This is a genomic window from Mucilaginibacter sp. GW821-FHT07G05 (assembly GCF_059418565.1).
The window spans coordinates 1-25,135 of the sequence record NZ_JBWKQC010000010.1 but is presented as its reverse complement, the minus strand read 5'-3'; the positions used below and the strand labels follow the sequence as shown (position 1 = coordinate 25,135).

Annotated in this window: 27 protein-coding genes; 19 read left to right on the top strand and 8 right to left on the bottom strand. The window is 48.8% G+C overall.

The genetic code is table 11. From position 1 onward, the window contains the following. Positions 1-32 precede the first annotated feature (32 nt). The 7 genes from AC07NA_RS21460 to AC07NA_RS21430 all read right to left on the bottom strand — a co-directional run bounded on the left by AC07NA_RS21460 (position 33) and on the right by AC07NA_RS21430 (position 6,461). The gene (locus tag AC07NA_RS21460) at positions 33-1,433 is read right to left on the bottom strand and encodes a sensor histidine kinase (RefSeq protein ID WP_494899639.1); all 1,401 of its coding nucleotides are present in this window, start codon (positions 1,431-1,433) and stop codon (positions 33-35) included. 27 nt (positions 1,434-1,460) lie between these two features. Next, positions 1,461-2,459, bottom strand: coding sequence for a zinc-dependent alcohol dehydrogenase family protein (locus tag AC07NA_RS21455; RefSeq protein WP_494899637.1), 999 nt, complete (start codon positions 2,457-2,459; stop codon positions 1,461-1,463). Continuing rightward, positions 2,456-2,761, bottom strand: a complete 306-nt coding sequence (locus AC07NA_RS21450; protein WP_494899635.1) for a hypothetical protein — start codon at positions 2,759-2,761, stop codon at positions 2,456-2,458. Before AC07NA_RS21450 ends, AC07NA_RS21455 begins: the two co-directional genes overlap by 4 nt. A 9-nt stretch (positions 2,762-2,770) precedes the next feature. Continuing rightward, the gene (locus AC07NA_RS21445; RefSeq protein ID WP_494899634.1) at positions 2,771-3,652 is read right to left on the bottom strand and encodes a pirin family protein; all 882 of its coding nucleotides are present in this window, start codon (positions 3,650-3,652) and stop codon (positions 2,771-2,773) included. Between the two features lie 20 nt (positions 3,653-3,672). Then, a complete protein-coding gene (locus tag AC07NA_RS21440) occupies positions 3,673-4,740 on the bottom strand; it encodes an LLM class flavin-dependent oxidoreductase (protein WP_494899632.1) in 1,068 nt (355 codons plus the stop codon). A 65-nt stretch (positions 4,741-4,805) separates the two neighbouring features. Continuing rightward, positions 4,806-5,720, bottom strand: a complete 915-nt coding sequence (locus tag AC07NA_RS21435) for a pirin family protein (protein ID WP_494899630.1) — start codon at positions 5,718-5,720, stop codon at positions 4,806-4,808. 87 nt (positions 5,721-5,807) lie between these two features. Continuing rightward, on the bottom strand, positions 5,808-6,461 hold the full coding sequence (locus AC07NA_RS21430; protein WP_494899628.1) for a hydrolase: 654 nt from the start codon (positions 6,459-6,461) through the stop codon (positions 5,808-5,810). 438 nt (positions 6,462-6,899) lie between these two features. Here AC07NA_RS21430 and AC07NA_RS21425 point away from each other — a divergent pair, with 438 nt between their 5' ends. The 11 genes from AC07NA_RS21425 (at position 6,900) to AC07NA_RS21375 (ending at position 18,479) form a co-directional block, all read left to right on the top strand. Next, positions 6,900-7,484, top strand: a complete 585-nt coding sequence (locus tag AC07NA_RS21425; protein WP_494899626.1) for a Crp/Fnr family transcriptional regulator — start codon at positions 6,900-6,902, stop codon at positions 7,482-7,484. A 413-nt stretch (positions 7,485-7,897) separates the two neighbouring features. After that, the gene (locus AC07NA_RS21420) at positions 7,898-8,200 is read left to right on the top strand and encodes a GNAT family N-acetyltransferase (RefSeq protein ID WP_494899624.1); all 303 of its coding nucleotides are present in this window, start codon (positions 7,898-7,900) and stop codon (positions 8,198-8,200) included. Then, positions 8,197-8,652, top strand: a complete 456-nt coding sequence (locus tag AC07NA_RS21415) for an OsmC family protein (RefSeq protein WP_494899623.1) — start codon at positions 8,197-8,199, stop codon at positions 8,650-8,652. Before AC07NA_RS21420 ends, AC07NA_RS21415 begins: the two co-directional genes overlap by 4 nt. 20 nt (positions 8,653-8,672) lie before the next feature. Continuing rightward, complete coding sequence (locus AC07NA_RS21410; RefSeq protein WP_494899622.1) at positions 8,673-10,040, top strand: alginate export family protein; 1,368 nt, start codon at positions 8,673-8,675, stop codon at positions 10,038-10,040. Between the two features lie 6 nt (positions 10,041-10,046). Further along, a complete protein-coding gene (locus AC07NA_RS21405; protein ID WP_494899620.1) occupies positions 10,047-11,651 on the top strand; it encodes a Na+/H+ antiporter in 1,605 nt (534 codons plus the stop codon). 48 nt (positions 11,652-11,699) lie between these two features. Next, positions 11,700-12,551 carry an alpha/beta fold hydrolase gene (locus AC07NA_RS21400; RefSeq protein WP_494899618.1) on the top strand — a complete coding sequence of 284 codons (852 nt, stop codon included), beginning with the start codon at positions 11,700-11,702 and terminating at the stop codon, positions 12,549-12,551. 66 nt (positions 12,552-12,617) lie between these two features. Next, the gene (locus AC07NA_RS21395) at positions 12,618-15,191 is read left to right on the top strand and encodes a BamA/TamA family outer membrane protein (RefSeq protein ID WP_494899616.1); all 2,574 of its coding nucleotides are present in this window, start codon (positions 12,618-12,620) and stop codon (positions 15,189-15,191) included. A 26-nt stretch (positions 15,192-15,217) separates the two neighbouring features. Continuing rightward, a complete protein-coding gene (locus AC07NA_RS21390; protein ID WP_494899614.1) occupies positions 15,218-15,502 on the top strand; it encodes a hypothetical protein in 285 nt (94 codons plus the stop codon). A 1-nt stretch (position 15,503) separates the two neighbouring features. Continuing rightward, on the top strand, positions 15,504-16,673 hold the full coding sequence (locus AC07NA_RS21385; protein WP_494899613.1) for a Pycsar system effector family protein: 1,170 nt from the start codon (positions 15,504-15,506) through the stop codon (positions 16,671-16,673). A 129-nt stretch (positions 16,674-16,802) separates the two neighbouring features. Next, a complete protein-coding gene (locus AC07NA_RS21380; RefSeq protein ID WP_494899612.1) occupies positions 16,803-17,387 on the top strand; it encodes an NADPH-dependent F420 reductase in 585 nt (194 codons plus the stop codon). Between the two features lie 150 nt (positions 17,388-17,537). After that, positions 17,538-18,479, top strand: coding sequence for an NmrA/HSCARG family protein (locus tag AC07NA_RS21375; protein WP_494899611.1), 942 nt, complete (start codon positions 17,538-17,540; stop codon positions 18,477-18,479). 32 nt (positions 18,480-18,511) lie between these two features. Here the strand turns inward: AC07NA_RS21375 and AC07NA_RS21370 are convergent, their stop codons facing one another. Next, positions 18,512-18,991 carry a winged helix-turn-helix transcriptional regulator gene (locus AC07NA_RS21370; protein WP_494899609.1) on the bottom strand — a complete coding sequence of 160 codons (480 nt, stop codon included), beginning with the start codon at positions 18,989-18,991 and terminating at the stop codon, positions 18,512-18,514. On the opposite strand from AC07NA_RS21370, the gene AC07NA_RS21365 reads away from it, so the two are divergent. From AC07NA_RS21365 to AC07NA_RS21330, 8 genes are all read left to right on the top strand, one after another. Beyond that, complete coding sequence (locus AC07NA_RS21365) at positions 18,970-19,836, top strand: enoyl-CoA hydratase/isomerase family protein (RefSeq protein WP_494899607.1); 867 nt, start codon at positions 18,970-18,972, stop codon at positions 19,834-19,836. The genes AC07NA_RS21370 and AC07NA_RS21365 overlap by 22 nt on opposite strands. Before the next feature lie 257 nt (positions 19,837-20,093). Beyond that, on the top strand, positions 20,094-20,501 hold the full coding sequence (locus tag AC07NA_RS21360) for a hypothetical protein (RefSeq protein ID WP_494899605.1): 408 nt from the start codon (positions 20,094-20,096) through the stop codon (positions 20,499-20,501). Positions 20,502-20,540: 39 nt separating this feature from the next. Further along, entirely contained in the window at positions 20,541-21,611 is a 1,071-nt protein-coding gene (locus tag AC07NA_RS21355; RefSeq protein ID WP_494899603.1) for a sensor histidine kinase, read from the top strand. Beyond that, complete coding sequence (locus AC07NA_RS21350) at positions 21,608-22,345, top strand: LytR/AlgR family response regulator transcription factor (protein WP_494899601.1); 738 nt, start codon at positions 21,608-21,610, stop codon at positions 22,343-22,345. Before AC07NA_RS21355 ends, AC07NA_RS21350 begins: the two co-directional genes overlap by 4 nt. A 146-nt stretch (positions 22,346-22,491) precedes the next feature. Continuing rightward, positions 22,492-23,223, top strand: coding sequence for a hypothetical protein (locus tag AC07NA_RS21345; protein WP_494899599.1), 732 nt, complete (start codon positions 22,492-22,494; stop codon positions 23,221-23,223). 217 nt (positions 23,224-23,440) lie between these two features. Then, a complete protein-coding gene (locus tag AC07NA_RS21340; protein WP_494899597.1) occupies positions 23,441-23,791 on the top strand; it encodes a nuclear transport factor 2 family protein in 351 nt (116 codons plus the stop codon). Between the two features lie 314 nt (positions 23,792-24,105). Next, complete coding sequence (locus AC07NA_RS21335) at positions 24,106-24,711, top strand: Crp/Fnr family transcriptional regulator (RefSeq protein ID WP_494899596.1); 606 nt, start codon at positions 24,106-24,108, stop codon at positions 24,709-24,711. A 143-nt stretch (positions 24,712-24,854) separates the two neighbouring features. Then, the coding region (locus AC07NA_RS21330; RefSeq protein WP_494899594.1) for a hypothetical protein at positions 24,855-25,135 on the top strand (281 nt) is incomplete at its 3' end.

Below are 25,135 nucleotides of genomic sequence, written 5' to 3'. Positions count from 1 at the left end.
GCGTTTGTATTAGTGTGAATGAATAAATTTTGTTAACCATTGATGGGAAACTCCACAATGAAGTCCGTTTGTCCCGGTTTCGATTGAACTTTGACGGCGCCTTTATGTTGTTTTACGATCCGCATCACGACATCCAAACCCAGCCCGGTACCTTTACCAATCTGCTTCGTCGTAAAAAAAGGGTCAAATATGCGGGTCCTGACATCATCAGGGATGCCCGGCCCGTTATCAGAAATGGTGACGCGTACGCAATCTTTAGCCCGGCCGGTGGTAATGGTCAGCCGGCCACTACCCTGAGCTTCCATGGCGTCAAGTGCATTATCTAAAAGGTTGGTCCAAACCTGGTTCAGTTCACCGATCAGCGCATTGACCTCCGGCAGCCCGGTGTCAAAGTGCTCAATGATCTGGACATGCCCGTTTCTGATTTTATGCTGAAGCATAGTCAGCGTGCTGCGTATACCATTGTGAATATCCGCATATTGTTTGCCGTGCCCCTGATCCATGTGCGTGAACGTTTTCACGGCGCCTACCAATGCAGCTATCCGGCCGGAGGCATCCTGGATGTCCGCTACTATTTTCTCGGTCACCAGATTATTATTGATCCAGCCGAAGACCGCTGAAACCGCTCCTTCAGGAATATGGGCTTTTATTTCATCGAGATCTTCGACATCAAATCCGAAATCGACCAGGTTTTCGGCAGCCTCAGCCGGTTTCTCAACGCCGTGATCATCCAGCCAGTCCGACAGATCATCCTCTAGGGAAGACCGGTCCATCATATTCAATACCGGCTTTTCCGGTTTTGCCAGTGCACCGAACAATTTATCGGTTACATAAGTGACATCTGCTGCATTCAGCCGAAGGGACATGATCCGTTTAAATGCATCGGGCACCAGTTTAAGATGTTTTAACAGCGAGTCCGATCCCCTGACAACAGCGGCCGCAGGGTTGTTAAGTTCGTGTGCCAACCCTGCCGACAGCTTGCCAAGAGCCATCATCTTTTCGTTTTGCTGTTCAAATGCGGTGGATTCCCGTATGCGGTTAGCCATCACATGGACCAGGGCCTGGGCGAGACCAGATTGAGTCCTGATCATCTCGTCCAGTTGTTCGAGCGGGAACTGCAGATAGATGAGGTCTTCCACGACTTCAGTTACGAGGATGGCGACCTTGCCCCGTGAATACGGTAAAAATCCGCCAATGGCCCCGGCCTCGAATATTCCCGCCTCCTGCAATTCCTGCCCGCGCGGTATGCACAGCATCAGTTTTCCTGATAGAACTACAAAGGGTCCGGGCATAGGATCGTCGGGCCTGAATAAGACCGAACCGGCCTGCAGTTCGAGGATCTCACTTCGGTCAACGAACCACTGCAGCTGATCATCAGGGACATCTTTCAAACTTTCAATGGCTCTGAGCCAGTCAACGGTTACATTTTTCATAGGAGGAGACGATTATGATATCTAAACTTAAATGAGCAGTACCTTACCGCTGCGCCCGGACTCTTTAGACCTTCTGATAGCAGATGCAAAATCAGAAAGCGGAAAAGTGCTGTCGGCCCTTAGGTTGAGAGACCCGTTCATGATCAGTTCAAAAAGATGATAAACAAAAGCGGATTTACGCTCGTAGCTGTTCTCGTTCAGCCAGTGCAGGCTGGTGTAACCTGTTATGGTTAGCTTTTTACTGATAAATTCCATTGGATCTGCGATAACAGGTTCACCCGACAGATCAGAGAAAAGAAGCATCTTTCCACCGAAACAAAGCGTTTTGGCCGCGAGGGAACCGAGTCGCCCGCCGACGGGATCGATCACCCCGTCAACACCGGCTCCTTTGGTGAGCTGTTCAGTGATTGTAAGGAGATCGTCTGTATCAGGATTAACAACGAAGTCCGCACCCATGGCCCTGATATGTTCTTCCGCCACCATATTTCTCACCAGGTTGATCAGCTTGATGCCTTTGATCCTGGCAAACTGGATCAGTAACTGGCCAATATTGGTCGATGCAGCGGTACTTAATAGCCATTGACCTTCTCTGACTTTGAGGATGTCTTCCAGCATGATCAGACAGGTTAGCGGATTAAGGGTCAGCGCAGCCTGGATATCATCTATACCATCAGGTACCGCGATAAACTGGTCCGGACGACCGGTGACATATTCCTGCCACGTACCAGGCATATCTACGGGGGTCGGGATGACCCGCTGGCCTTCTTTGAACGGCACGGAGCTGCTGCCGGTTGCTGTTACCACGCCAACGCCCTCGTATCCCGGAACACGGGGGGGTGACAGAGCATCGCCGCCGCTGCCATTGATCAGCGCAAGTTCGTAAGGATTTACCGGCCTCATGATCATGCGTACAAGCAATTCGTCGTAAGCCGGCTCCGGAACAGTTAACTCATCCGTCTTCAGAACCTCAATCGGATCGCCATATTCCTGAAATATCAATCTTACCATTTTATCTCTGCAGATCATTTAACATTTTTCCAGGCCGTGATCTCCTCTTCAGCGAAGTACAATTGCTGTTCTTCCGTATAGCGTACAAGATATTTGCCGGTCGCCTCATCATAAAAAACTACAGTTCCGTATGTCCATTGCATCGGCCCGCTGATCGCCGATACCCCATCGCCGACGCTAAACTTTAATTGCTTTTTCATCATAGCTGTGATTTCTGATCCTGAAGATCCTTTAATATTTATGTGCTCTGTTAGCTCTTTTTTATACCCGCGTGAAGATTTTACAATCGGCTTTAAAATTTCCTTACGGAACAGTTCCATTGTTGCTTACTAACCCTTAGATCTTTGTTTTTCATAATCGATCTTGCCGTAATCCCCATTATAAAAATCCCGGTAGGCAATGGCTGTGTCCAGCTTTGAGTTCATTACGAACGGCCCTTCTGCGAAGATTGGTTCGTCATAAGCTTCTCCGCCGAACAATATGAAATCGCAGGCTTGCTGGGCTTCGTTCTTCAGCTCTATACAGCCTTCCTTCCTGTCAAACTCGATAAAATCTCCGGCGTGAAATTTCTCATCATTGATGATTCCACCCATTTCAGGAAGATAGGCGGCTACTTCCCGCTCATCGCCAAACGCAATCTCAAAATCCGCGCCTGCCTGCAGCTGGATATGGTAGAGGAATTGTTCTGAGTAATTGGGTATCGGCGAACTGAGTTCCCCAAATGTTCCCGCTATGACTTTGATAAATCCCTTTCCATCCGGCAGATCTTTACGCGGCACGTCATCACCTTCAATGGCAAGATAAGCCGGCTTCCCTGCTTTGATCTCTGAAGGCAAATTGATCCAGAACTGGAAAGCATGTACCAGTTTGGTGTCTGACCGGGAATCATAATTTAACGTTTCGTCGTGAATTATACCGTTGCCGGCATTCATCCACTGTACGCCGCCGGAATGCACCTTGGCATAGTTGCCCGCGCTGTCAAAGTGTTCATCCTCGCCGTTTAGTATGTAGCTCAGTGTGGCAATACCGCGATGCGGGTGCGCACCGGTGCCTTCCTTATTGATCTTGGTCTGGATCCTTGGTACGATATGATCAAGGAACACGAACGGACCTACTGCGTCAGCATATCTGTTGGGTAGCATTCGTGAAATTTCCAGATGGCCAATATCTGCTCTCTGACCCTGGGTTGAAAAACTGCTTTTCTTCTTCATAATAATTCGATCGTGCTCGGTTAAATTTTTTCGGAAGATCCGGATGATGAAGGATTACTGGGCTGCCTGTTGACCAGCGGTATGACCTTGCTGCCGATCAGTTCAATGGACCGCAATAACTGCTGGTGCGTCAGGCCCGCAATATCCATTTGGAAGGTAAAAACGTCAATGCCACCGAGCGCTTCACTGTGCCTTTTCAGCTTTTCAGCAACCGTTTCCGGACCACCGACCACCAAAACTCCTCTTGGCGCCACGCCTGCATCGAACTGTGCTTTGGTTACCGGCGGCCAACCCCGTTCACGGCCGACTTTTGTCCAGTTTTCTACGTAGCCCGGGTAATAGTCAGCGATCGCTGATTCATCAGTATCACCGACATAGCCAGGCGAATGCAGTCCTACCTTTAATTCTTCAGGTTTGAATCCGGCTTCGGCGCCCGATTTGCGATAAAGGTCGACCAAAGGCCGGAAACGCTCTGTCTCCCCACCGATAACCGCCACCATAAGCGGCAGGCCCAGCATCCCGGCACGTACGAACGATTGGGGCGTACCGCCTGCGCCAACCCACACCGGCAACTTTTTCTGTACAGGACGCGGATAGACGGGCTGGTTATTTAATGCAGGCCTGAACTTTCCTGACCAGGTAACAAATTCCTCATCCCTGATCTGTAGCAGCAGCTTCAATTTTTCTTTGAAAAGCGCATCATAGTCATTGAGGTTAAAGCCAAACAAGGGAAAAGCTTCCGTAGCCGAACCGCGTCCGGCAATGATCTCGGCCCTCCCTTTAGAAATGATATCCAGCGTTGCAAATTGTTGAAAGACCCGAACCGGGTCGGATGTACTTAACACAGTCACCGCGCTCATCAGCCGGATCCTTTTGGTACGGGCAGCCGCAGCTGCCAGGATGACCGCCGGAACTGAGTCCAGGTATTCTTTTTTGTGATGCTCGCCAATACCGAATACATCAAGTCCGGCTTCATCTGCCGCTACAATACGATCCAGCAGTTGCTCCATCGCATCAATATGGCTTAACTCGTTGTTTCCGTACATTGCCGAGGCAAAACTGTCTATACCTACTTCCATTTTATTCATTATGATTTAAATTATGTGCTGTCGTTTACCGGTCAAAGTCCTGATAAGTGTAACTGGTCGGTGTTTCAGGAAAGGGCATTGGGCGGAGGTCCGCCAGCCGGTTTTGAATGACCTTCAGGTAAAGGAATGAATGCTTCGTTATCCGTAGGTGGCAACAGGATCCTTCCCTGCATCCAATCTTCTTTTGCCTGTTCGATCCTTTCCCTTCTGCTCGATACAAAATTCCACCAGATATAACGCTCGCCCAAATGTTCACCGCCCAGCATCATCAGCGTCGTACGTTCCTGAGCTACAATAACCGGATCGACGCCGGAACTGAATACCAAAAGCTGGCCGGCAGTATATCTTGTTCCGCCTACCGTAACGCTTCCGTTGACGATGTAAACACCTCTTTCGCTATGCCCTGTAGGAATGCCGAATCGGGCATCCTGTTCAAGAACCACATGCAGGTAAAATAATGGTGATGTGGTTTTCACGCCGCTTTTCAGGCCGTACGCTTCTCCGGCGATCAGGCGCATCCATACTCCCGTATCTGTAAATACCGGCAGCTGATCTGGTTGATAATTATGAAAGCTGGGTTCTGCTTCTTCCTCCTTTTCAGGCAATGCCACCCATGTCTGTATCATTTCCAGGCTTCCGCCTGCTCGTATCGCCGGATCTTCAAATCGTTCACTATGCGCGATTCCTTTACCCGCTGTCATCCAGTTGACCTCGCCGGGTTTGATCGCCTGCTCGACACCAAGCGAATCCCGGTGCATGATCTCTCCGCTGAACAGGTAGCTGACGGTAGACAGACCAATGTGCGGATGAGGCAGCACATCCAGGTTACTATGAATGGTGGCCGGAATACCGATCGGACCACCGTGGTCCATAAAAATAAAAGGCCCGACCATGCGTCGGAGCTGGTAAGGCAAAAGTCGCTTTACAACAAATCCGGGTATGATTTCTGCCTGACGTGATGAAATGACGATGTCCAGCATATGATGATCTTCCTATAATTGAAAATTTTTGCCTTATGGTAGCGGCGACGTCCCGTGACCGGAACATCGCCTTACCGGTGATTGTTGTTATTGTTCGGGTACAGGTGTTTTTAACAATTGTTGTTCCCACGCATAAGCTACGCCAGTAACACCGCAATGCTCGACCATCAAACCGGCCAGCAGGGCGGCTGTATCCAGACGCGCCCAGTCGCGCTGCCATTCGGATATGACTGCAAACCAGTTAATCGGTGTAACACCGTGTTGTACCATACGGCGAACAGCCATATCGTGAGCCTCCAGCGATGACGACCCGCAGGCATCCGTCACCACGAATACATCATAGCCCTCAGCCGCTGCTTGAATGGCAGGCATGGCTACACATATATCGGTCCATAACCCGGCAATAATTAGTTGCTTACGGCCGCTCTTGGCAACAATGTCAGTCACATTAGGATCCTGCCAGGTATTGATCCACGTACGATTGATGGGCTTTTGCTCAGGAAAAACCTCCTGGATCTGTTTAATGATCAGGCCTCCGCGTTCTTCCACAACGGTTGTCAGGATGGTTGGTACGTTAAAGATCTTTGCGGCTTTTGAAAGACCTGCGACATTATTAATGATCATCGTCGGCTCATGACTGTTCAAATTAGTGAATTGGAACGGCTGATGATCGATCAGCACAACGATACTGTCCTCCGGACGCAACAGGGCCTCAAGCCCTTTTTTTTGAATGTTTGACATGTTTTGATAATTGAGATTGTTATTAATAATTAATCCTGATACCGTATATGCATGACATCAGCCTTTAAAGGGAATATGAAGGTGAAGGTCCCGGAAAGGCCAGTCCTATAAAATTCTGAAGATGATGTTGAAGGCGTAGCCGACCTCGTGACTGATCCTGACATTGTTTTCATAAATGGTATGCTTGATGTAGATGGGACAATTTTAATGATCCTGTTATTTTCAAAAGATGATATATGTTTAATAAAGTCGTAGACATTAGTCTATAAAAAATTCAGCTGCGTAACGTTTTTTAAATCTAAAAAACCCATAACTATCATATTATCAATTATTTAAAAAATATTTTTGATGACATGATTGAATTAAAATTTCATTTTGGTTTATATTTACACGACTATCAATAGTATTAAAACCGTTAAAAGATACCGGGGCCTGCTTATGTACAATACCTATTTTGACTACCTCAAAAAATTCAGCAATATTCCTCTTTCAGGTGAGGACAAGGCGATGATCCGGCGGAATTTTACGCCATTAAGGCTTAAAAGAAAAGAATATCTTTTGCAGGCCGGCGACATTTGCATGAACTATGCATTCATTGTTAAGGGTGCTATGCGAATGTATTCGGTGGATAATAAAGGACAGGAGCACGTTATCAGACTTGGCCTGGAGGAATGGTGGATGGGCGACCGCGAAAGTTTTTTCACCCGTGTCCCGAGCCGCTACCATATCGACGCCCTGGAACCCTGTGATCTGCTTTGCATTAAAAGAGAAGGGGACGCCGAGCTGCTGCATAATGTTCCGGCATATGTCGAAATGAAAAGGATGCTTGATCAGAATATGGAGATAGCTCATAACCGCCGGCTCACCTCAGCTTTGACCGATACCGCAGGTAAGCGGTATGCAGATCTGGTAGAGCGTTATCCGGCATTCGCCGATCGTTTTCCGCAGCATATTATTGCATCATATCTCGGCATAAATAAAGATACATTAAGCCGTGTCAAACGCAAACTAAAGCTGAAATAGTAACTTTCCATTGTTCCTTCCCCATATTTAAGTAGACCTATATCTACTTCTTTTCTTTACAATTGTCATCTTTCTGAAAGCTCCCTGTTGCGGAGATTTGTGCATCTGCTTATGGATCGATCATCCGGTGTAGCCGCCCTGGCCACGCTATGAACACTCGTTTTATAAGTCTGCAAAAATCAAGCATATGTTTATGAACACACGCATAAATACGAAAAGGGAAGAAAATAACTCCCGTGAGCAGGGATCAGAAATCCGACCGGCTGCATTTTCAGGCAGGGGGCCGGCGCAATTCAGATACAGACAGCCCGAATCACTAAGGCATTTTCCGTATGACAAATCCGCAAAATCCATCGGAAAAACATTCACGATCATCACTATCAACTAAACCGGGGCAGCCCGGACCACATAAAATGGAAAATACAAAAATTGTTTTTACAGATCAAGTCCACGGTGAGGTGCAGCTCTTTTCGGACGAAGTACAGGCAGGAAAAATGAACCTGGCCATGACAGGGGGCCGGTTAGCGGTATTCCATACCGAGGTTTACCCCGAGTTCGAAGGCAAAGGCTTCGCAAAATTACTGTTGGCCGAACTTGTCGGTTATGCCAGAGAAAAAGGTTTGAAGATCATTCCGCTCTGTCCATATGTGAACGCGCAGTTCCAGCGTCATCCGGCAGAATATGAAGATGTGTGGAGTAAAGACTGGCACCAATGAAATATTTACTGGAACATCCTGTAAAAGGGATCATTGGCAATGAAAAATTTTTGACCGCAGTTCATTGGCGGAACGGCGTGATGATCACCGACGAACCGGAAAAACTGGGTGGCAAAGACCTGGGTCCCGACCCGTACACACTATTGTTGTCCGCTCTCGTATCCTGTACGCTGGCCACCTTAAGGATGTACGCAGACCATAAAGGTCTGTCCATGCCGGAGATCAGCGTTGAAGCGAACATGTTCCAAAAAATAACCAGCGAAGGAACCGTCATGCACATCGAACGGCATATAACTATCCCGGAAGTTTCGGATCAGGAACTGCAGCAGCGGCTAATACATGTAGCGGAGAATTGCCCGATATCGAAAATACTGAAAGGAAATATCAGCATCACATCAGAATTAAGGATTGCCGGAGCGATAAGGCCTCCGGAAAGCACGGATCAAATATAAATTGACAAAACGCACGACAGATGAAAATAAGATTTCTACTTCTGATAGGTTTTTTAACATGCTCAAAATTCTCCCATGCCCAAAATTTCAGGCTGCTGCGTTTTGAGGAGGACTATTCCTATTTAAAGGATAGTACCAGAACATTCTACAATAAACTGAAATACCAGCCGCTTTCACCAAGCGGAAATACTTATCTGTCCTTCGGCGGTGAAATGCGGGCTGAACTGGACCGGGCTTCAAACGAAGACTGGGGCGCAAGGGGCCTCGGCAGCGATGTTTTCCTGCTGCAGCGATACCAGCTTCATGCTGATCTGCACATAAGTGACAGGATCAGGGTCTTCGGCCAATTGAGAAGCGGCCTGGAAAACGGACGCAAAACCGGACCAAGGCCGATCGATGAAGACCAGCTGAACGTTCAGAACCTGTTCGTAGACCTCATCCCGTATCAGCAAGCTGATCGCAGGCTGACCATCCGGCTGGGCCGCCAGGAGCTGCAGTACGGCAGCGGCCGTTTGCTCGACGTCCGTGAAGGCCCTAACCTTCGCCTTTACTTTGACGGGGCGAAGGTTGCCTACGCTTCCCCGAAGTGGAATGTAGATGGCTTTGTGATGGCGGCGGGCAATGTAAAAACCGGCGTCTTTGATAACCCGGTAAACCGGAGATCCAGCCTCTGGGGTGTTTACAGCACGCATGCAGCTGCTAAAATGTTCAATATCGACCTGTATTATCTGGGCATCCACCGGGCTGAGTCCGGATTCGATGACGGTATCGCCCCTGAATCGCGGCATACCCTGGGCACCAGGATCTGGGCCAACGGAACTGAACTGCTTTATAATTTTGAGATCGGTTACCAGGTGGGCAAGTTCGGGATGTCGGATATACGTGCCTGGGGCGGTTCAATGGATATCGGTTATCGCTTTGCCAATGTGAACGGCGCGCCGACTGTAAAACTCCGCAGTGATTTCATCTCAGGGGATAATACGAAGGGAGATGGAAAACTGGGCACCTTTAACGCATTATTTCCGAACGGCGGTTATTTCGGTATGAATCCCCAGGCTGGTCCCGGAAACCTGCTTTCCCTGCACCCTAATCTGACCTGGAGCCCGGCCGGCAAGGTGCTGCTCTCTTTAGAAACGGTTTTCTATTGGCGTCAATCCCTGCAGGATGGTATTTACCGTCCGGATGGTTCACTCAGCCTGGGTTCCTCCAATTCAAACAGCCAGTACATCGGCACAGCCTATGTGACTACGGCATCCTGGCAGATCAGCCGGTTCCTGAGCTACAACGCCGGTGTGCAATACTTTAAGACCGGGAATTTTATTAATGATGCGGTTCCGCAGCACAAAGACGGTTTTTTTATCAGTTCACTTTTAGCATTTAAATTCTGACAGTAGATGCATGAAAAATTGCTGTTTATTCTGGCGCTTCTTTTTGCAGTGATGCTCCTGGTTATGCTCGCTCAGAAGATACGCATAGCCTATCCGATCTTTCTTGTGCTGGCCGGATTAGGTATCGGTTTTGTCCCCGGCATTCCGGCAATAAAATTGGATCCCGAAATGATCTTTCTGATCTTTTTGCCGCCCCTACTGTATGAAGCCGCCTGGTATACATCCTGGAAAGAATTCAAAAGATGGAGCGGCGGTATCGCCCTGCTGGCCTTCGGGCTGGTGTTCATCACTTCTTTAGCGGTTGCCTATGCTGCACATTACTTTATTCCGGGATTTACACTGGCCATGGGCTTTCTTATCGGTGGTATCATTTCCCCGCCGGACGCGGTAGCGGCCACCACGGTCTTAAAAGGGATCAAGGTCCCCAATCGGACGACGACGATACTGGAAGGAGAAAGCCTGGTAAATGACGCATCTTCCCTGATCGTTTTCCGTTTTGCGCTGGCGGCTGTTCTTACCGGGACTTTTTCGCTGCAGCAGGCGACCGGACAGTTTTTTATGGTCACAGGTATGGGGATCGTTACAGGGCTGGCCGGTGCACATATCATGTATGCTATTCATCGCTTCCTGCCTACTTCACCCTCTATTGATGCCACATTAACGGTAATGACGCCCTATATGCTTTTCCTTTCGGCAGAGCATTTTCATTTTTCCGGGGTCATGGCTGTAGTGAGCGGTGGCCTGTTCATGTCTTTCCGGGCCCATGAAATGTTTAAGACCGGCAGTACAAGGATGAACATGACCGGTGTGTGGCACACGCTCGTGTTTGTCATGAACACGCTGGTATTTATCCTGATCGGCCTGGACCTGCCTGATATTGTGCACAGCCTGGGCAAGATGTCACTCGCGATCTCAATCAGGTATGGCCTTTTTATCAGCATAATAGCGATCCTGATCAGGATCCTGTGGGTTTACGCTACCGTATACGTGCCCCGTTGGTTCAGCAGAACGAAAAGGCTGACACCATCGCCCGGCTGGAAACATCCGCTCATCATTGGCTGGGCCGGTATGCGCGGTGTGGTATCGCTGGAGACTGCCTTATCCATACCGATTTACATGAATGACGGCAAAGCTTTTCCTTACCGCGATCTCATCATTTTTATCACTTTCATTGTGATCTTCATTACCCTCGTTTTTCAGGGACTCACCCTGCCTGTCATCATCAGGCTGATCGGCATCACCGAGCTTGATCCGATACTGCCTGACCACGAACAGCATGCCGGCATCAGGCTCAGGCTGGATGCAGTAGCGTTAAAAAGGCTGAACGCACGCCATATTTCGTCGAGCACCAATAGCCTGGTAAAGGCTTACGCAGAAAAGCTCAAACGGGAGATCGAAGGCAATAAGATCTACCTGGATTCGGTCGAAGTATGTGTCAATAGGAATGCAGAACGGGACGAATTTCAGCAGGTGATGGCTGACATACATGATCACCAGCGACAGGAACTTTTTAAAATGAAGAACGAAAAAACCTTTACCGATGAAGCGTTACGCAAAGCCGAACATTTACTCGATATCAATGACCTGCGGGTATCTGAAAACACCCTTTGAACGGTCCATATTACCTGACTATTTAAAACAACTCTATATCTCCATATTATGAACGACGTAAATAACGAAAATTTGACCGGCGGGTCCAGAAAAGAATTTATTAAAGTAGCCCCTAATGTGCGCCTGCATATTACCGATATCGGCGAAGGCAAACCGCTCGTCCTGATTCACGGCTGGCCGTTGAGTGACGCCATGTATGAATACCAGTACCAGTATTTTGTGGAGCGGGGCATCCGCGTGATCGGGGTCACCCTGCGCGGTTTCGGCAAATCGGCCAAACCGTACGGACCATACAATTATGAGATCTTCGCTGCCGACATTAAAGCCGTGCTGGAAAAACTGGATATTAAAGATGCCGTGCTTGGCGGCTTTTCTATGGGAGGTGCTATCTCTATTTATTTTGCCAGCAAATATAAAGGGGAGCATATCAGCAAACTGGCCTTATTCGGGGCAGCAGCCCCGATCTGGACGCAACGCCCCGATTTTCCGTTTAATGTCACTCAGGAAGCCGCCCAGGCGCTGATCGACCTGAGCCGGGTAGATCGTCCTAAATTATATGAGGATTTTGGCGCGATCTTCCCGGCCAGCGAGACCTCGGTATCTCCGGGAATGGCAGCCTGGCTGGGAACCATTAACTGGGAGGCCTCACCTTACGCCGCTACACAATGCCTCATCGCGCTGAAAGATACGGACCTGCGCCCGCAGTTGGGAGACATCAGTATCCCAACCGTAATATTCCATGGTCGTTATGACAAGATCTGCGATTTCCAGCTCGCGGAGCAGATGCACGAGGGCATTAAAGATTCGGAACTTATCGCTTTTGAACATAGCGGCCACGCACTGTTTCTTGAGGAAACCGAAAAGTTCAATCAGGAACTTGAAGAATTTATATTAAGCTAACTGACCGTTTGCAGTTCACTCCCGGATGTTTCTCCGGGAGTGATCCCGGTCTCGATTTATACGAAGATGATAACCCGAAAAAACTTATTCCTGCTGTCGCTGATCTTTTCGCCGGCAAGTCTTTTTGCCCAGATCGGCAAGGTGATCGTTCCGCCAGGAGCCGACAGTGTGAGAGCCGGCGTGCACCCGGCCTATAACGATGTCAACGGCATCCATCGAATTTTCTTCGGGGAGAATTATCGCAAAGACTGGTCAATACCTGTAAAATTGCCGGTACTGCGCGTATCGGCCCTTTATGGCGGCCTGACCCCGGTCAGAGAGGGTGGCGGAATGCAGTCAAAGTCCCTTCGGCTGACAGATCCGTCCGGCAAAGAATGGGTGCTCCGCAGTGTTGAAAAAATTCCGGACAGGGTCGTGCCGGAAAACCTGCGCGGCACATTTGTGGTCGACTGGGTCGGCGATGAATTCAGCGGACAAGAGCCTTTTTCCGCGCTGGTCGTTCCTCCGCTGGCTAAAGCAGCTCGTGTACCGTATTCCAGTCCGATCATCGGCGTGGTCGCGGATGATCCGGCGCTCGGGCAGTACCGGCAGCTATTCACGGGGATGATCTGCCTGCTGGAAGAACGCGATCCGGCCGGACCCTCGGATAATACGATCAAGTTTGAAAAGGAACTGATGCAAAGCCACGATGCGCGATTCGATGGTGAGCAGTTCCTGCGCGCACGCCTGCTTGATCTTTTGCTGGGTGATTGGGACAGGCATGAAGACCAGTGGCGCTGGGCGGTTACGCGTGACGGCAGTGCCCGAAAATATATCGGCGTACCCCGTGACCGGGACCAGGTATTTCACATTAATAATGGATTCTTCCCCTGGATAGCCTCCTTACCCTGGATCAATCCTGCTTTGGAAGATTACAACCCTAAAATACCACGCGTGAAATTCAGCCTGTTCAAGACTAAGTTTCTCAAAGCTTATCCGGATGCACAGATCAGCTATGCAGACTGGATGCGAATCACACAGGAGTTTGTTAAAGCAGAAACTGATGATGTGCTGGAAGCCGCTTTGCGGAGATTGCCGGCCGAGATATACCGGCTGCGGCACAATGAGCTATTCAGCAAGATGCGGGAACGCCGCAACAGCATCCCCAAAGCAATGGCTCAATACTACCATTTTATCTATCGGATCGCCGACCTCCGGCTGAGCGATAAAAATGAGCAGGTGACGATCAGCGACGGCCCGGATAAAGGCCTGCATGTGCTCGTTGAAAAATCCGCAAAGGATGGCAGTATCCGGGGAACCTTGATGGATATGACCTATGATCCAAAGATCACCTCGGAATTGCGCTTGTATACTTCTGCAGGTAATGACCGGATCATCATTGATGCACCCAATTCCAGTGTCCGAATCCGTATCGTAGACAGTACCGGAATTAAATCTTTTGATGTGCGATCAGCTAAAAAGCCGGTACATATTTACGGAGGGGTCGATAGTTCGGTGTACGGTGGAAATACCGGCCGGATGCGGCTCCACCTTACTACCGATACCCTCAACCGAAAATTCATACCGACCGATCCTTACAATGTCTGGATGCCGCTGGCGACGGCCAATATCAACCGGGACGACGGCTTTCTTTTCGGCCTCGGCTTCCGCTATACCGGGCATGACGGATTCCGGAAACAGCCTTATACGACCATTCAGCAGTTGATGCTCACCCATTCGTTCTCGACAAATGCTTTCGGCATCAATTACTCCGGACAGTGGCGGGAAGCGATCGGCAAGGCAGACCTAACTCTGGATTTCGTAGCGCAGGCACCTGATAATTCGCAGAACTTTTTTGGTCAGGGCAATCATACGCTATTTGACAAAACCGGCGATTACCGTCGATTTTATCGTGCGCGCTACGATGTTTACCACCTTAACCCGGCTTTGCGCTGGCAGACCGGCAGGAACAGCAGCCTGAGTATAGGTCCTTCCCTTCAGTTTTATCAATTTGATGCTGAAGACAACATCGGCCGCTCAGTTACGCGGCCGGGACTGATCCGTAGTTACGACAGCACTACTTATGAAAAAACAAAGCTTCATGCCGGCCTGCTGCTCAATTTTCTTCAGGACCGCAGGAACAATACAATTCTTCCAAGCAGCGGATATTTGCTCACGGTCAGGCTTCAGGGTTACGCGGGACTGAATAATGCAGCCCGTTCCTATGCACAGCTGATGCCCTCTTTTACCATTAACGGCAAAGTTGACCCCAGCGGGCGCCTTACCGTCGCTGACCGGATAGGCGGCGGCGTAAGTGTGGGTAAACCGGGCTTTTACCAGTCGATGTACCTCGGCGGACAGGGAAACCTGCTGGGATACCTGAAAAACAGGTTCGCCGGCGAACATATGGTCTATAATAATTTCCAGGCACGCCTTCGTATAGCCAATATTGCCGGCTATATCCTACCGGGGCAGCTGGGTTTTACCGGTTTTTTTGATACGGGCAGAGTATGGCAGTCAGGGGCCAACACAGACAGCTGGCATTATGGTGAGGGCGGCGGCTTCTATTTTTCGCCGGCAGGACTGGGCGTCGTGCAAATACTGGCGGGACATTCCGGCGAAGGCTGGTACCCCTATATCTCACTTAATTACCGGCTGTGACCGGGCTTTATTTAAACGATATCATTATGAGCAAGAAAAAAGAACAGGTTAAATTCCTGAAAAAAAAATTCGCATCGGTCATTAAGGCTTTTGAAAAGGAAAAAGATAAAAAGAAGCGCAATGAGGCTTTTGATTTTCTGAGCGGTCGTATTGCTGAGTTCCGGCTGCGTACGAACGAAGCTGCTGACGAAGCCGGAGCTGATAAAACCGCCGGCGAAATTGCCGGTCTGCAGCCTTCCGTTGGTGGCATACAGCCCTCACCGGCTCTTGTCGAAGAGCTCAGGACATCACATCACCCAACACAGCAATAAAATGGAAAAGAATGTACTGAATGTTTATGAATCCGCGCTGGGTTATCTGAGCAGTTACTACTCATCGTTTTCCGAGGATAACTTCAACTTTGGTTTGTCATTATGTACACGGATCTCCCGTGAATGCAGCAAGATCGCCAAAGACGAAAAACTAAAGGGTTTTGACCTGGGTAATGCGCTGCTGGCCTGCTGCTTTCGTTATGCCGGGGTGACCAATATAATGATGCTGGAGGACACCGGCATTAAACTGCTGGATGATTTTACCGCGCAGGCTGATTATCCGGGTGATCAGCTGGAGGTTGTTCACGAACTGATCAGCAGGCACCTGCGTAATGAGGTTCCCGTAACCATACTGGAAAAAGTGGTGTGGGATGCGCTGGATTTCCGGCTCGCCACGGACGATCTTCTACTGCATGTGGTTTATCTGAAAGATGAGATGAACAGGCTTAATGATGAACAGTACGATGAATTGGCCATCCTGACCAGGCTGCGGGAAGAATTATCAGGAACACATTGCTATACGGAATATGCGAAAAAGAACTATACCGATGAACTGCTCCGCAATAAAAATAAAGTGGCCAAGCGCATCCAGCGGCTGTCCGGTGAACCTGCTGCGGGAAAAGGCAGTACGTCGGTAATGTCAGATAAAGAAACAGAAGACTTGTTCAAGATCGCGTTCCGTAATTATGTGAAGCTGGTCGATGTGGCGGATTCCAAAGCAGGCCTGCTCATCCAGGTGAACTCGGTCCTGATATCCGTAGTGATCGCATTTACCATGAGCCGCACCGAAAAATATCCGATGCTGATCGTTCCCATATTCATTATCCTGGCGGTGGCCTTTGTCACTATCCTGCTTTGCATCCTGGCCAGCCGGCCGCAGCGTAACTCCTACATCCAGGACCGTTCATCCAAAAGCTATCAGACCTTTTTCTTCGGCAGCTTCGATCTGGTCGGCACGGAGTTTCGCGACGCGGATTTTGATAACTATTCAGTGCAGCTCGATAGCTTTCTGAAAGGCGGTAAAGAACAGGTTTATAACGAAATGTACAAAGAGGTCTTTAATGTGCGGAAAGTGCTGAACAAGAAATTCACTTTTCTCTCTTACGCGTACATGGTTTTTATCGGCGGTCTGGCGGTTTCTATAGTGGCCTTTTTTATTGCTACGAGGTAGTTCCGGACGGATCATCGCTCCACCGGCAGCAGTCTTCATTGACAATTGTCGCTATGATTTAATAACATATCTCATCGCCTTTCAGGCGCTGACGATGCATTTTTACATATCAAACAAAAAAACATACTTATGAAAGTAGGATTTATTGGTGCGGGCCATATCGGAAAAGCACTCGCAAAAAAATTTGTTAAGGCTGGATATCAGGTAATCATTTCAAATTCAAGAGGAGTTGAATCATTGCAGCCGCTGGTGCAGGAACTTGGCGAACTGGCGACTGCCGGCACAAGCGAAGATGCTGCAAATGCAGATCTGGTCGTTCTTGCCGTTATGTGGGATCAAACGGCCGGTGCGCTGGAAAAAGTAAAAGAGCAGCTGGCTGGAAAGATAGTGATCGACACAACGAACAATATGCATAGCGGTCCGGCTGACAAACCAACAAGCGCTGTGATCTCTGAACTGATTCCGAACGCGAAGGTAGTTAAAGCCTTTAATACCCTGATCGCGGCAACGCTCGACGCAGAGCCTGCCGTGAATGGCGGTAATCGCGTGATCTTCTACTCAGGTGACCACCCCTCCGCAAAGGAAACGGTCGGAAAGATCATCGCGAATCTGGGATTTGCGGCAGTTGACCTGGGCGATATCAATCAGGCATCACCGTTAACTGAAATATTTAAAGCGCTCTCTGTTTTAAACCTGGTCAGCTATCCAAATTGATTGCGTGCGAATTATTAAGAAATTGCGAACGAAGATTTAATTCTCCCGCATAGTGACATGTGGGCGTGACGATCAAAAGGCGCTAGTGAACTAAGGGCTGATATCGGTCAGCCCTTGGAATTTTGTATCTGTTGGCAGGGGAAATCAGCTATGGATAAAATTGCAGATATGAATAGGAAAAAAATAGTTATATGCGGAGCTACCGGAAATCAGGGCCGTGCCGTAACGACCGCTTTACTGAAGACTGGCCTATGGGATGTGACCGCCCTGACGCGGGATCCCAACTCCGCCGCAGCACTGAAGCTGGCCGGACAGGGTGCCAGGATCGTTCAGGCAGACCTGGAAGATATGGGTTCATTACTTGCCGCCTTTAATGGTGCTTACGGAGTATTCTGCCTAACCCAGCCCTGGTCCTATGAGCTCGGCCGGTTCGATACGAACGCTGAGATGCGACAGGGAAAAAATATAATTTGGTCCTGCCTGGAAGCCCGCGTGGAACAGGTCGTCTACAGTTCCGTGATCAATCTGGCGGGAGCTCCTTCCGGCGTGTCGTGGATAGACAGTAAGCTGATAATCGAAGAATTATTCACCCGTTACTTCCCGGGCGGTGTCATTGTGCGTCCGGCCCTTTACATGGACAACATCGGCAGCGATGTCCTTAAGATCAGCGGTAATCGTATCGTCGAACGATTCAGCGCTGATGCCACGGTCCCGTATGTGGCGCTGAGCGATATCGGCGACTCGGTCGCAGAAATATTCGCCTCGCCGGAACTGTTCAGGGGTGAAAAGATCACGCTGGCAGGTGACCTGGTCAGCGGCAGGGAGATCGCATCGATCTTATCAGCTGCTGCCGGCAGGAATGGATTCCGGTATGAGGCCGTGAATGAACTTAGTTTGCGGCTGTGCAGGCCGAGATTTTTTTTCATGCGCAGGTTCTTTGAGGCACAGGGTAAATTATTGCACAGGGATAGTTCCCTTACATTGACCCACTATCTGATGCCTCAGGATCCGGTCAGTGCGGAGGAATATTTACGCGCCGCAGCAATATTCAAAGGATGGTCAGAGGGTAGTAACCTGATCCCGACCGGTTAAGGTCGGCTCTTCCTTTACGAAAGTTTTACCGGTCAGATCACCGTACGATGATGCTTTGCCCAACTGATCATCTGTTCCAGCAAAGGGTACAGTGACCTGCAGTATTCCGTTGCAAGATATTCGATGATCTCCGGCGGACCTTCATCGACAGAACGTTCGATGAGCTTGTTCAGCTCCATTTCCCGGAGTTCTTTGGATAGCATTTTGAAATTGATGCCTGGTATCGCCCTAGCGATGTCGCGGTACCGGTGGTGACCGTTGAGAACAGCGACCATGATCTGCAATTTCCATTTGCCGCTGATCACATATAGCGTGTCCTGGATATAATTGAGCTCATGCTGGCTTTCTATGTTACAGATGTAGTTATCAGCTACTGTCATTTTTCTCGTGCTTACCTCGGGTTTAGCGGCAGCAAATATACCTGATACGGCTTGTAATTTTGCACTGCTAAACCCTTCAGGGAAGTCATAAATTAAAATATAACCTTCATATGAAAATTGATAACACAGCATCCGGTAGTTATCCCGGGGAATTCAAAACAATCAGTATAAACGTCGAAGCCGGTGTGGCCAGGGTAACGATCAGTAATCCGCCTGTCAATGTGCTCGACGTCACTTTGATGGGTGAGATCAGGACGTTCCTGAAAAAAATAGCGGCCGATGATACCATCCGGGTAGTGGTGTTTGATAGCGCCAACAAGGATTTCTTCATCGCCCATGTGGATATGACGCTTATCGATGCACCGCATGCCTTCGACGGGATCGCCGCCGAGATACCTGAAGGAATGAATGTATTTCAGGGTTTTGGTGAAATGCTCCGCCGGCAGCCACAGGTAACGATCGTTAAACTGGCAGGTATCGCCAGGGGCGGCGGCGCGGAATTCGTAACAGCTGCTGACATGTGCTTTGCCGCCCGGGAAAGCGCCGGGCTTGCGCAGTGCGAAGCTTTGATGGGCATAGTTCCGGGTGGCGGCGCGACACAGTACCTCCCGCTGAAAATGACCAGGGGGCGTGCCCTGGAAATATTATTGGGAGCAGACCTGATCGATGCGGACACCGCGGCTCAGTACGGCTGGATCAACCGCGCAATGCCGGCAGCGCAGCTCGGCGAATTTGTAGACACGCTCGCCCGGAACATCGCCGCCCTGCCGGAAGGCGTGATCAGGGCCGCCAAAATCGCCGTGCCCCCTGCAGACCTGGGCCAGGGATATCTGCGGGAACATGAGGCCTGGGCCGGCCTGTTTGCGCTGCCTGCGGCTGAACAACTGATCCGCGGCGGCATGAAAGTCGGAGCCCAGACCGTGGATGGTGAATTAAAGCTCGAAGAATTGTTAAGGGAACTGGCCAAAACGATCTGATGATTTTTATACATTTTATTTCGTTTGGACACGTACAAGGTTTGCACCGGCTGGTGCAAACCTTGTTTTTTTTAAAACATAAGCAGAGGGCCGCCGGGTTGCATAGACAAAACGCCCGTTCACATAATAGAGTTTACCGCGGGGCATACCCGGGCTACTTTTGTTCTGGTTCTGGGAAGCCGCATCCGGTCATACACTGATACGGCGGCGGACAGGGAACCGTGAAACATCTATTGATCATATCAAAAAAAAAGAAAATGAAAAAGGCAACCGTATTTACGCTGATCACTTTCCTGATAATGGGAATGTTGGCGGCATGTTCAACTCCGAAGTATTTCGGGAAAACGTATACCCCGACTTCGAATGTCGATGTCTATCTGGCTAAAGAAGACGTCAAAAAAAATTACACCACAATGGGCACTACCGATGTCGGTAAAGGCTTTGGCTCACTGGAAGCCGCACAGCAAAAGGTGATCGAATTAGGAAAGGCCAAAGGGGCCGATGGCGTCATCATGGTCCTTTCGGAAGAAGTAGTGAGTACGCAGCAGACCGGCACGGGTGTGGTCAGCCGTTCCAACAGGAAGAATGTGACCGGTACCAGCAGCTCGTCCACGGTGGACATTAAACAGAAAAAAATAAGTGCTACCTTCATTAAATACGAATAAGGCGCATCTCTGTTCAGGGGCCTGGTTAACACAGATAACATGTACGATTCGGTATTGAAATTCTTTAAAATGAATTGCAGGCGATTACTGTTGCTTACCGTATTCTCGCTGTTCATTTATGGTGCTTTCTTTATGTTATCCTATTTGGTTACCCCGGACAAAACGGTCCAGAATTTTGCGGGCGAAAATGGGCTGGCCCTTGGCCTGCTGAATTTTGTAGCAGAATCTGTCGTCACCCATTATGTCCTAATCTTTGTGGTGATCCTGCCCGCGATGCATGGACAGCGCAGCCGCCGGAGTGCCCTCCTGATCACGCTGTTGCTGTTTCTGGTAAAGTTCTCGGTCAACTATGGCACCTACCTGTATGAGAGCAGCAGCGAAAATGCCGCTGCTGCCAGGTTGTCTGAACATTCACTGGGCTGGATCCTGGTCATTTCTTATCTGTTCACGCTGATCAGCAGTTTATCCGTTGCGCTGCTGGTGGAATGGGTAAATAAAAGCAAGGAGCGTATCATGCTGCAAAAGCAAAAGACCGAAGCAGAACTGATCGCGCTGAAACATCAGATCAACCCGCATTTCCTCTTCAACTCGTTAAGCTTTATCTACGGGAAGGTGATCAAAGTCGACAGGGTAACCGCAGATTCAGTGCTGATGCTCGCCAATATCATGCGGTACGCTTTAGGAACAAGTGAAAGTGCAGATGGTAAGGTCAACATTATGGATGAGCTCGAACATCTGAAAAATGTGATCGAGATCAACCAGCGCCGCCACAACCACGGCTTGAATATCCGTTACGAAGAGCAGATAGATGACCAATCCATCAGGATACTGCCGCTGATACTGATCACGCTGGTCGAGAATGCTTTTAAGCACGGTGACCTGCATGACCCCGAACATCCCTTGCTGATCCGGATCAGCACCCGGGTCAATGAGCTCACCTTTTTTATCGAGAACAAAAAAGGCAGGGGTATAAAAGAGCTCTCCAACGGCGTTGGCCTGCAAAACATCCGGCAGCAGCTGAAGCTGACCTATGAAAGCCGTTCATCTTTTAAGGTAAAGGACAGCGGCGATATTTTCAGAGTAACGATAAATATAAAATTTGCACTATGATAGATTGTGTGATAGTAGATGATGAGCAGCATGCGATCGACCTGCTCGTTCAGCATATAAGCCAGGTGCATTTTCTGCGGGTGGTGGGCACTGCGACCAATCCCATAAAAGGACTGGCTATGATCGCTGACCTGAAACCGGGCCTGGTATTTCTGGACGTACAGATGCCGCACCTTACCGGCATCGAAATGCTGAAGCTGATCAGTAAAGACAGCCATATCATCATGACCACCGCCTATAAGGAATATGCCCTGGACGGCTTTGAACATGCCGTGGTGGATTATCTGCTGAAGCCGGTCCAGTTCCTTCGGTTCCTCAAGGCGGTCAACCGTCTGTGGACCATTCACAGCAATGTCCGGCCGCCCGCAGAGCAGGATCATTACGTATTCGTGAAAACGGAACAGAAAGGTAAGCTGCTGAAGATAGATTCCCGCAGGATCACCTATATCGAAGGACTGAGCAACTACGCCATCATTCACATGGATGACCAGAAAAAGATTACGACCTATCTTAAACTGAAAGAGCTTTCAGAAAATTTGTCTTCCAGGGGCTTTGTCCGGATCCATAAATCATTTATTATTTCGCTCAGCCATCTGACCGCGATCGAGGGAAACATGGTGAGGATATTAGATGAAGAAAAGCCGATCACTATCGGTGAGGCTTACCGGAAAGATTTCTTTGAATTCATCAACAGCAAAATGTTATCCATGCCGCCTGATAACACGGTCAATTAACAGCGCAATCATCACCATTTACCAGGGTTAATAATTTAATTAGCCTGCCTGTCAGCTCCTGCCGGCCGTATGGATCATGGCCGTGCTTTGCCATGGCCTGCGGTCAGGGATGCTTTGAACCGGCTTAAAGATCAAAAAACATGAATATGAAAAACAACACTTATAACTTCCGGAAAGCCGGAATGATCGGCCTGAAAGGGCTATTTATTTTTATTTCCTTATTGACAGTTGCGTCCCGGGCATCTGCACAAAAATCATTGATCACCGGTGCGCTTACAAAAAACGGCGTAGATCAGTCTTTCTTAGATCCGGCAAACCTGAGAACCCCTGCTGACCGGGCATTCGATCTCAGGGAGTCGACCACGGCCGCCGGTAAAACGAAAGTTATCCAGGCAAAATTTGATCCATCCGGAGCTCCCTATGAAAAATGGACAGTGGTTTCCGTGGACGGCAAAGCGCCTTCAAAATATGAAACCAACATCTTCCGGAGCGCCAGGGAAAAGCCCCCGGTAGATAAACCGGATAATAATACCTACAAAATAGACAGTGAAACTGCGGATCAGTTGGTCATCAGCTATAAACTTGATGCCGCTTCGATACCCAGAGATGCGCCATTCCTGAAAGATTGCCGCGCGGTGCTGACCGTCGATCTGAAAACAAGGCAACTAACCCAGCTGGCGCTTGTCAATGAAAAACCGGTCAAGATCGGTCCGCTCACAGCGAACAGGTTTGTGATACTGACCAAATATTTTTATGATAATTCGGCGAAACGTTATTTTCCTTCAGGTGATAATCTGAACATGGAAGCAGCTTTTTTGGGAAAAACGATAACAACGCAGGTAGAGACCGTCTATTCCAATTATACAAAAAGCCGGTAAAGAGTATCTTATTTAATTACCGCTGATCCATAGAATCTGATGTTACTTAGGGAACAAGCATTCAGCTACAGGGCGTTAAAGCGTTATACCCTTCACGGCCTGTCTTGTTCAATGGCGGGCCAAAAGCTCGCCCGGGCACGATGTATCCGTTTTCTCGATCAAAACAACCGCCTTTTCACGGTGTTTTTCATGGTGAAGTACTAAAATATTACAGAATATGACAGACAATAAAGCAATACTTTTAAAAGCCAACGAACATGTTACCAGTGGTGACCACGAAGCCTTCCTTGCCCTGTGCACCGAGGATGTGATCTGGGACTTTGTAGGCGATCAGGTACTATCCGGCAAACAGGCCGTGCGCGATTATATGAACGCTGTTTATACGGAACCTCCTGAGTTTGATGTACAACAACTGATCGGCGATGGCGAAGATGTGGTAGCCGTTGGAAGAATAAAGCTGAAAGACGGAAACGGCGGCACTACTACTTCCGATTACTGTGATGTCTGGAGTTTTCGCGGGGGCAAAATGGCCGCTTTGAAAGCTTTCGTTTCCGAAGTCGTGTCCTGATCAAAATTGACAGCAACGGCTGCAGCCGTTATCAAAAGAAATATCCCGGTAAAGGTCGAAATAGGACTAATTTTCGCTGAAAGAGTAGAACTATGTCTACAATGCAGGTCTGAAATTATTGTGATCTTTGTAGACTTTTATCATCAAAAGAAAATATGGGTATGTAAAGCCTTAAATTGCTAGTAATCAAGACCGGCAATTGTGGCGACTTCAAATTCATATTTGCGCGAAAGGCCTTATCTTTGATGTATAAAACGACAAATATCTAATAATATTAACGACTACTAAAAGCGCTGGGTGGGCGATGTTTAATAATGCACGACGTATTATTTGACTATTTAAAAAAATTCAGGTCAGGGCCGCTGACCGAACTGGAAAAAGAACTGATTAAAAAGGCATTCATTCCTTTTAAGCTACGAAGGAAACAATACCTGCTGCAGGCAGGTGACCAATGCAAAAACTTTGCTTTCGTTGTCAAAGGTGCGATGCGGCAGTATTCCGTAGACGATAAAGGTACGGAACACATGGTACGCCTTGGCGTCGAGGAGTGGTGGATGGGCGACCGGGAAAGCTGGGTCATGTGCACGCCGAGCATCTACCATATCGATGCCTGGGAAGATACGGAAATGTTGCTGGTCTCCAGGGCAAACATTCTGGACCTGCTGGATAAAACGCCTTTTATTTATGAGATGATGCGGCAGTTGGACGAACGCAACAATATCGCCAATCAGCGCAGGCTTAATTCCTCCATAAGTGCTCTGGCAGAACAAAAATATGTAGATTTCGCGGCTTGCTATCCGGGACTTATTGCCAGATTCCCCCAGCATGTCATCGCCTCATATCTTGGGATGAGCAAAGACACCCTGAGCCGTGTGAAAAAGCACATGCTCCAAAAAAGTAAGAATGATCCATTCGGATAAAATAATGTAGGCCTTTTCTGCTTTTTTTATTTGTTTACTTCAGGTCGTTCACTTTCCAAACCGTTTTTTATTCCGGCCTTCCCCGTTTTTGCCCGGATCAAATAACGGTTTTTTAAGTATTTTTACTTCAGCTATTATCATATATGTATTCCAGGCAGATCAAATTCTTTATCGCACTTTCCGGTCTCTTTCCGATCCTGTTCATCTTTTGGCTGGTTGGATTACTGGAGCAATGGGATACGCTTCGTTTTTATATTGACACGAACGATCTGTGGAACGGCTTTAAGATCTTCATTCACCTGCACTGGCTGTTATTGCTGTTCCTTGCGCTGATCTGTCTTTGCAGATTCCTCCTCAATTATGCGCTGAAGATCCTGCCGTCCAAATCATTTGAGACCAAATCGATCAAGCCGGCGGATCCGAA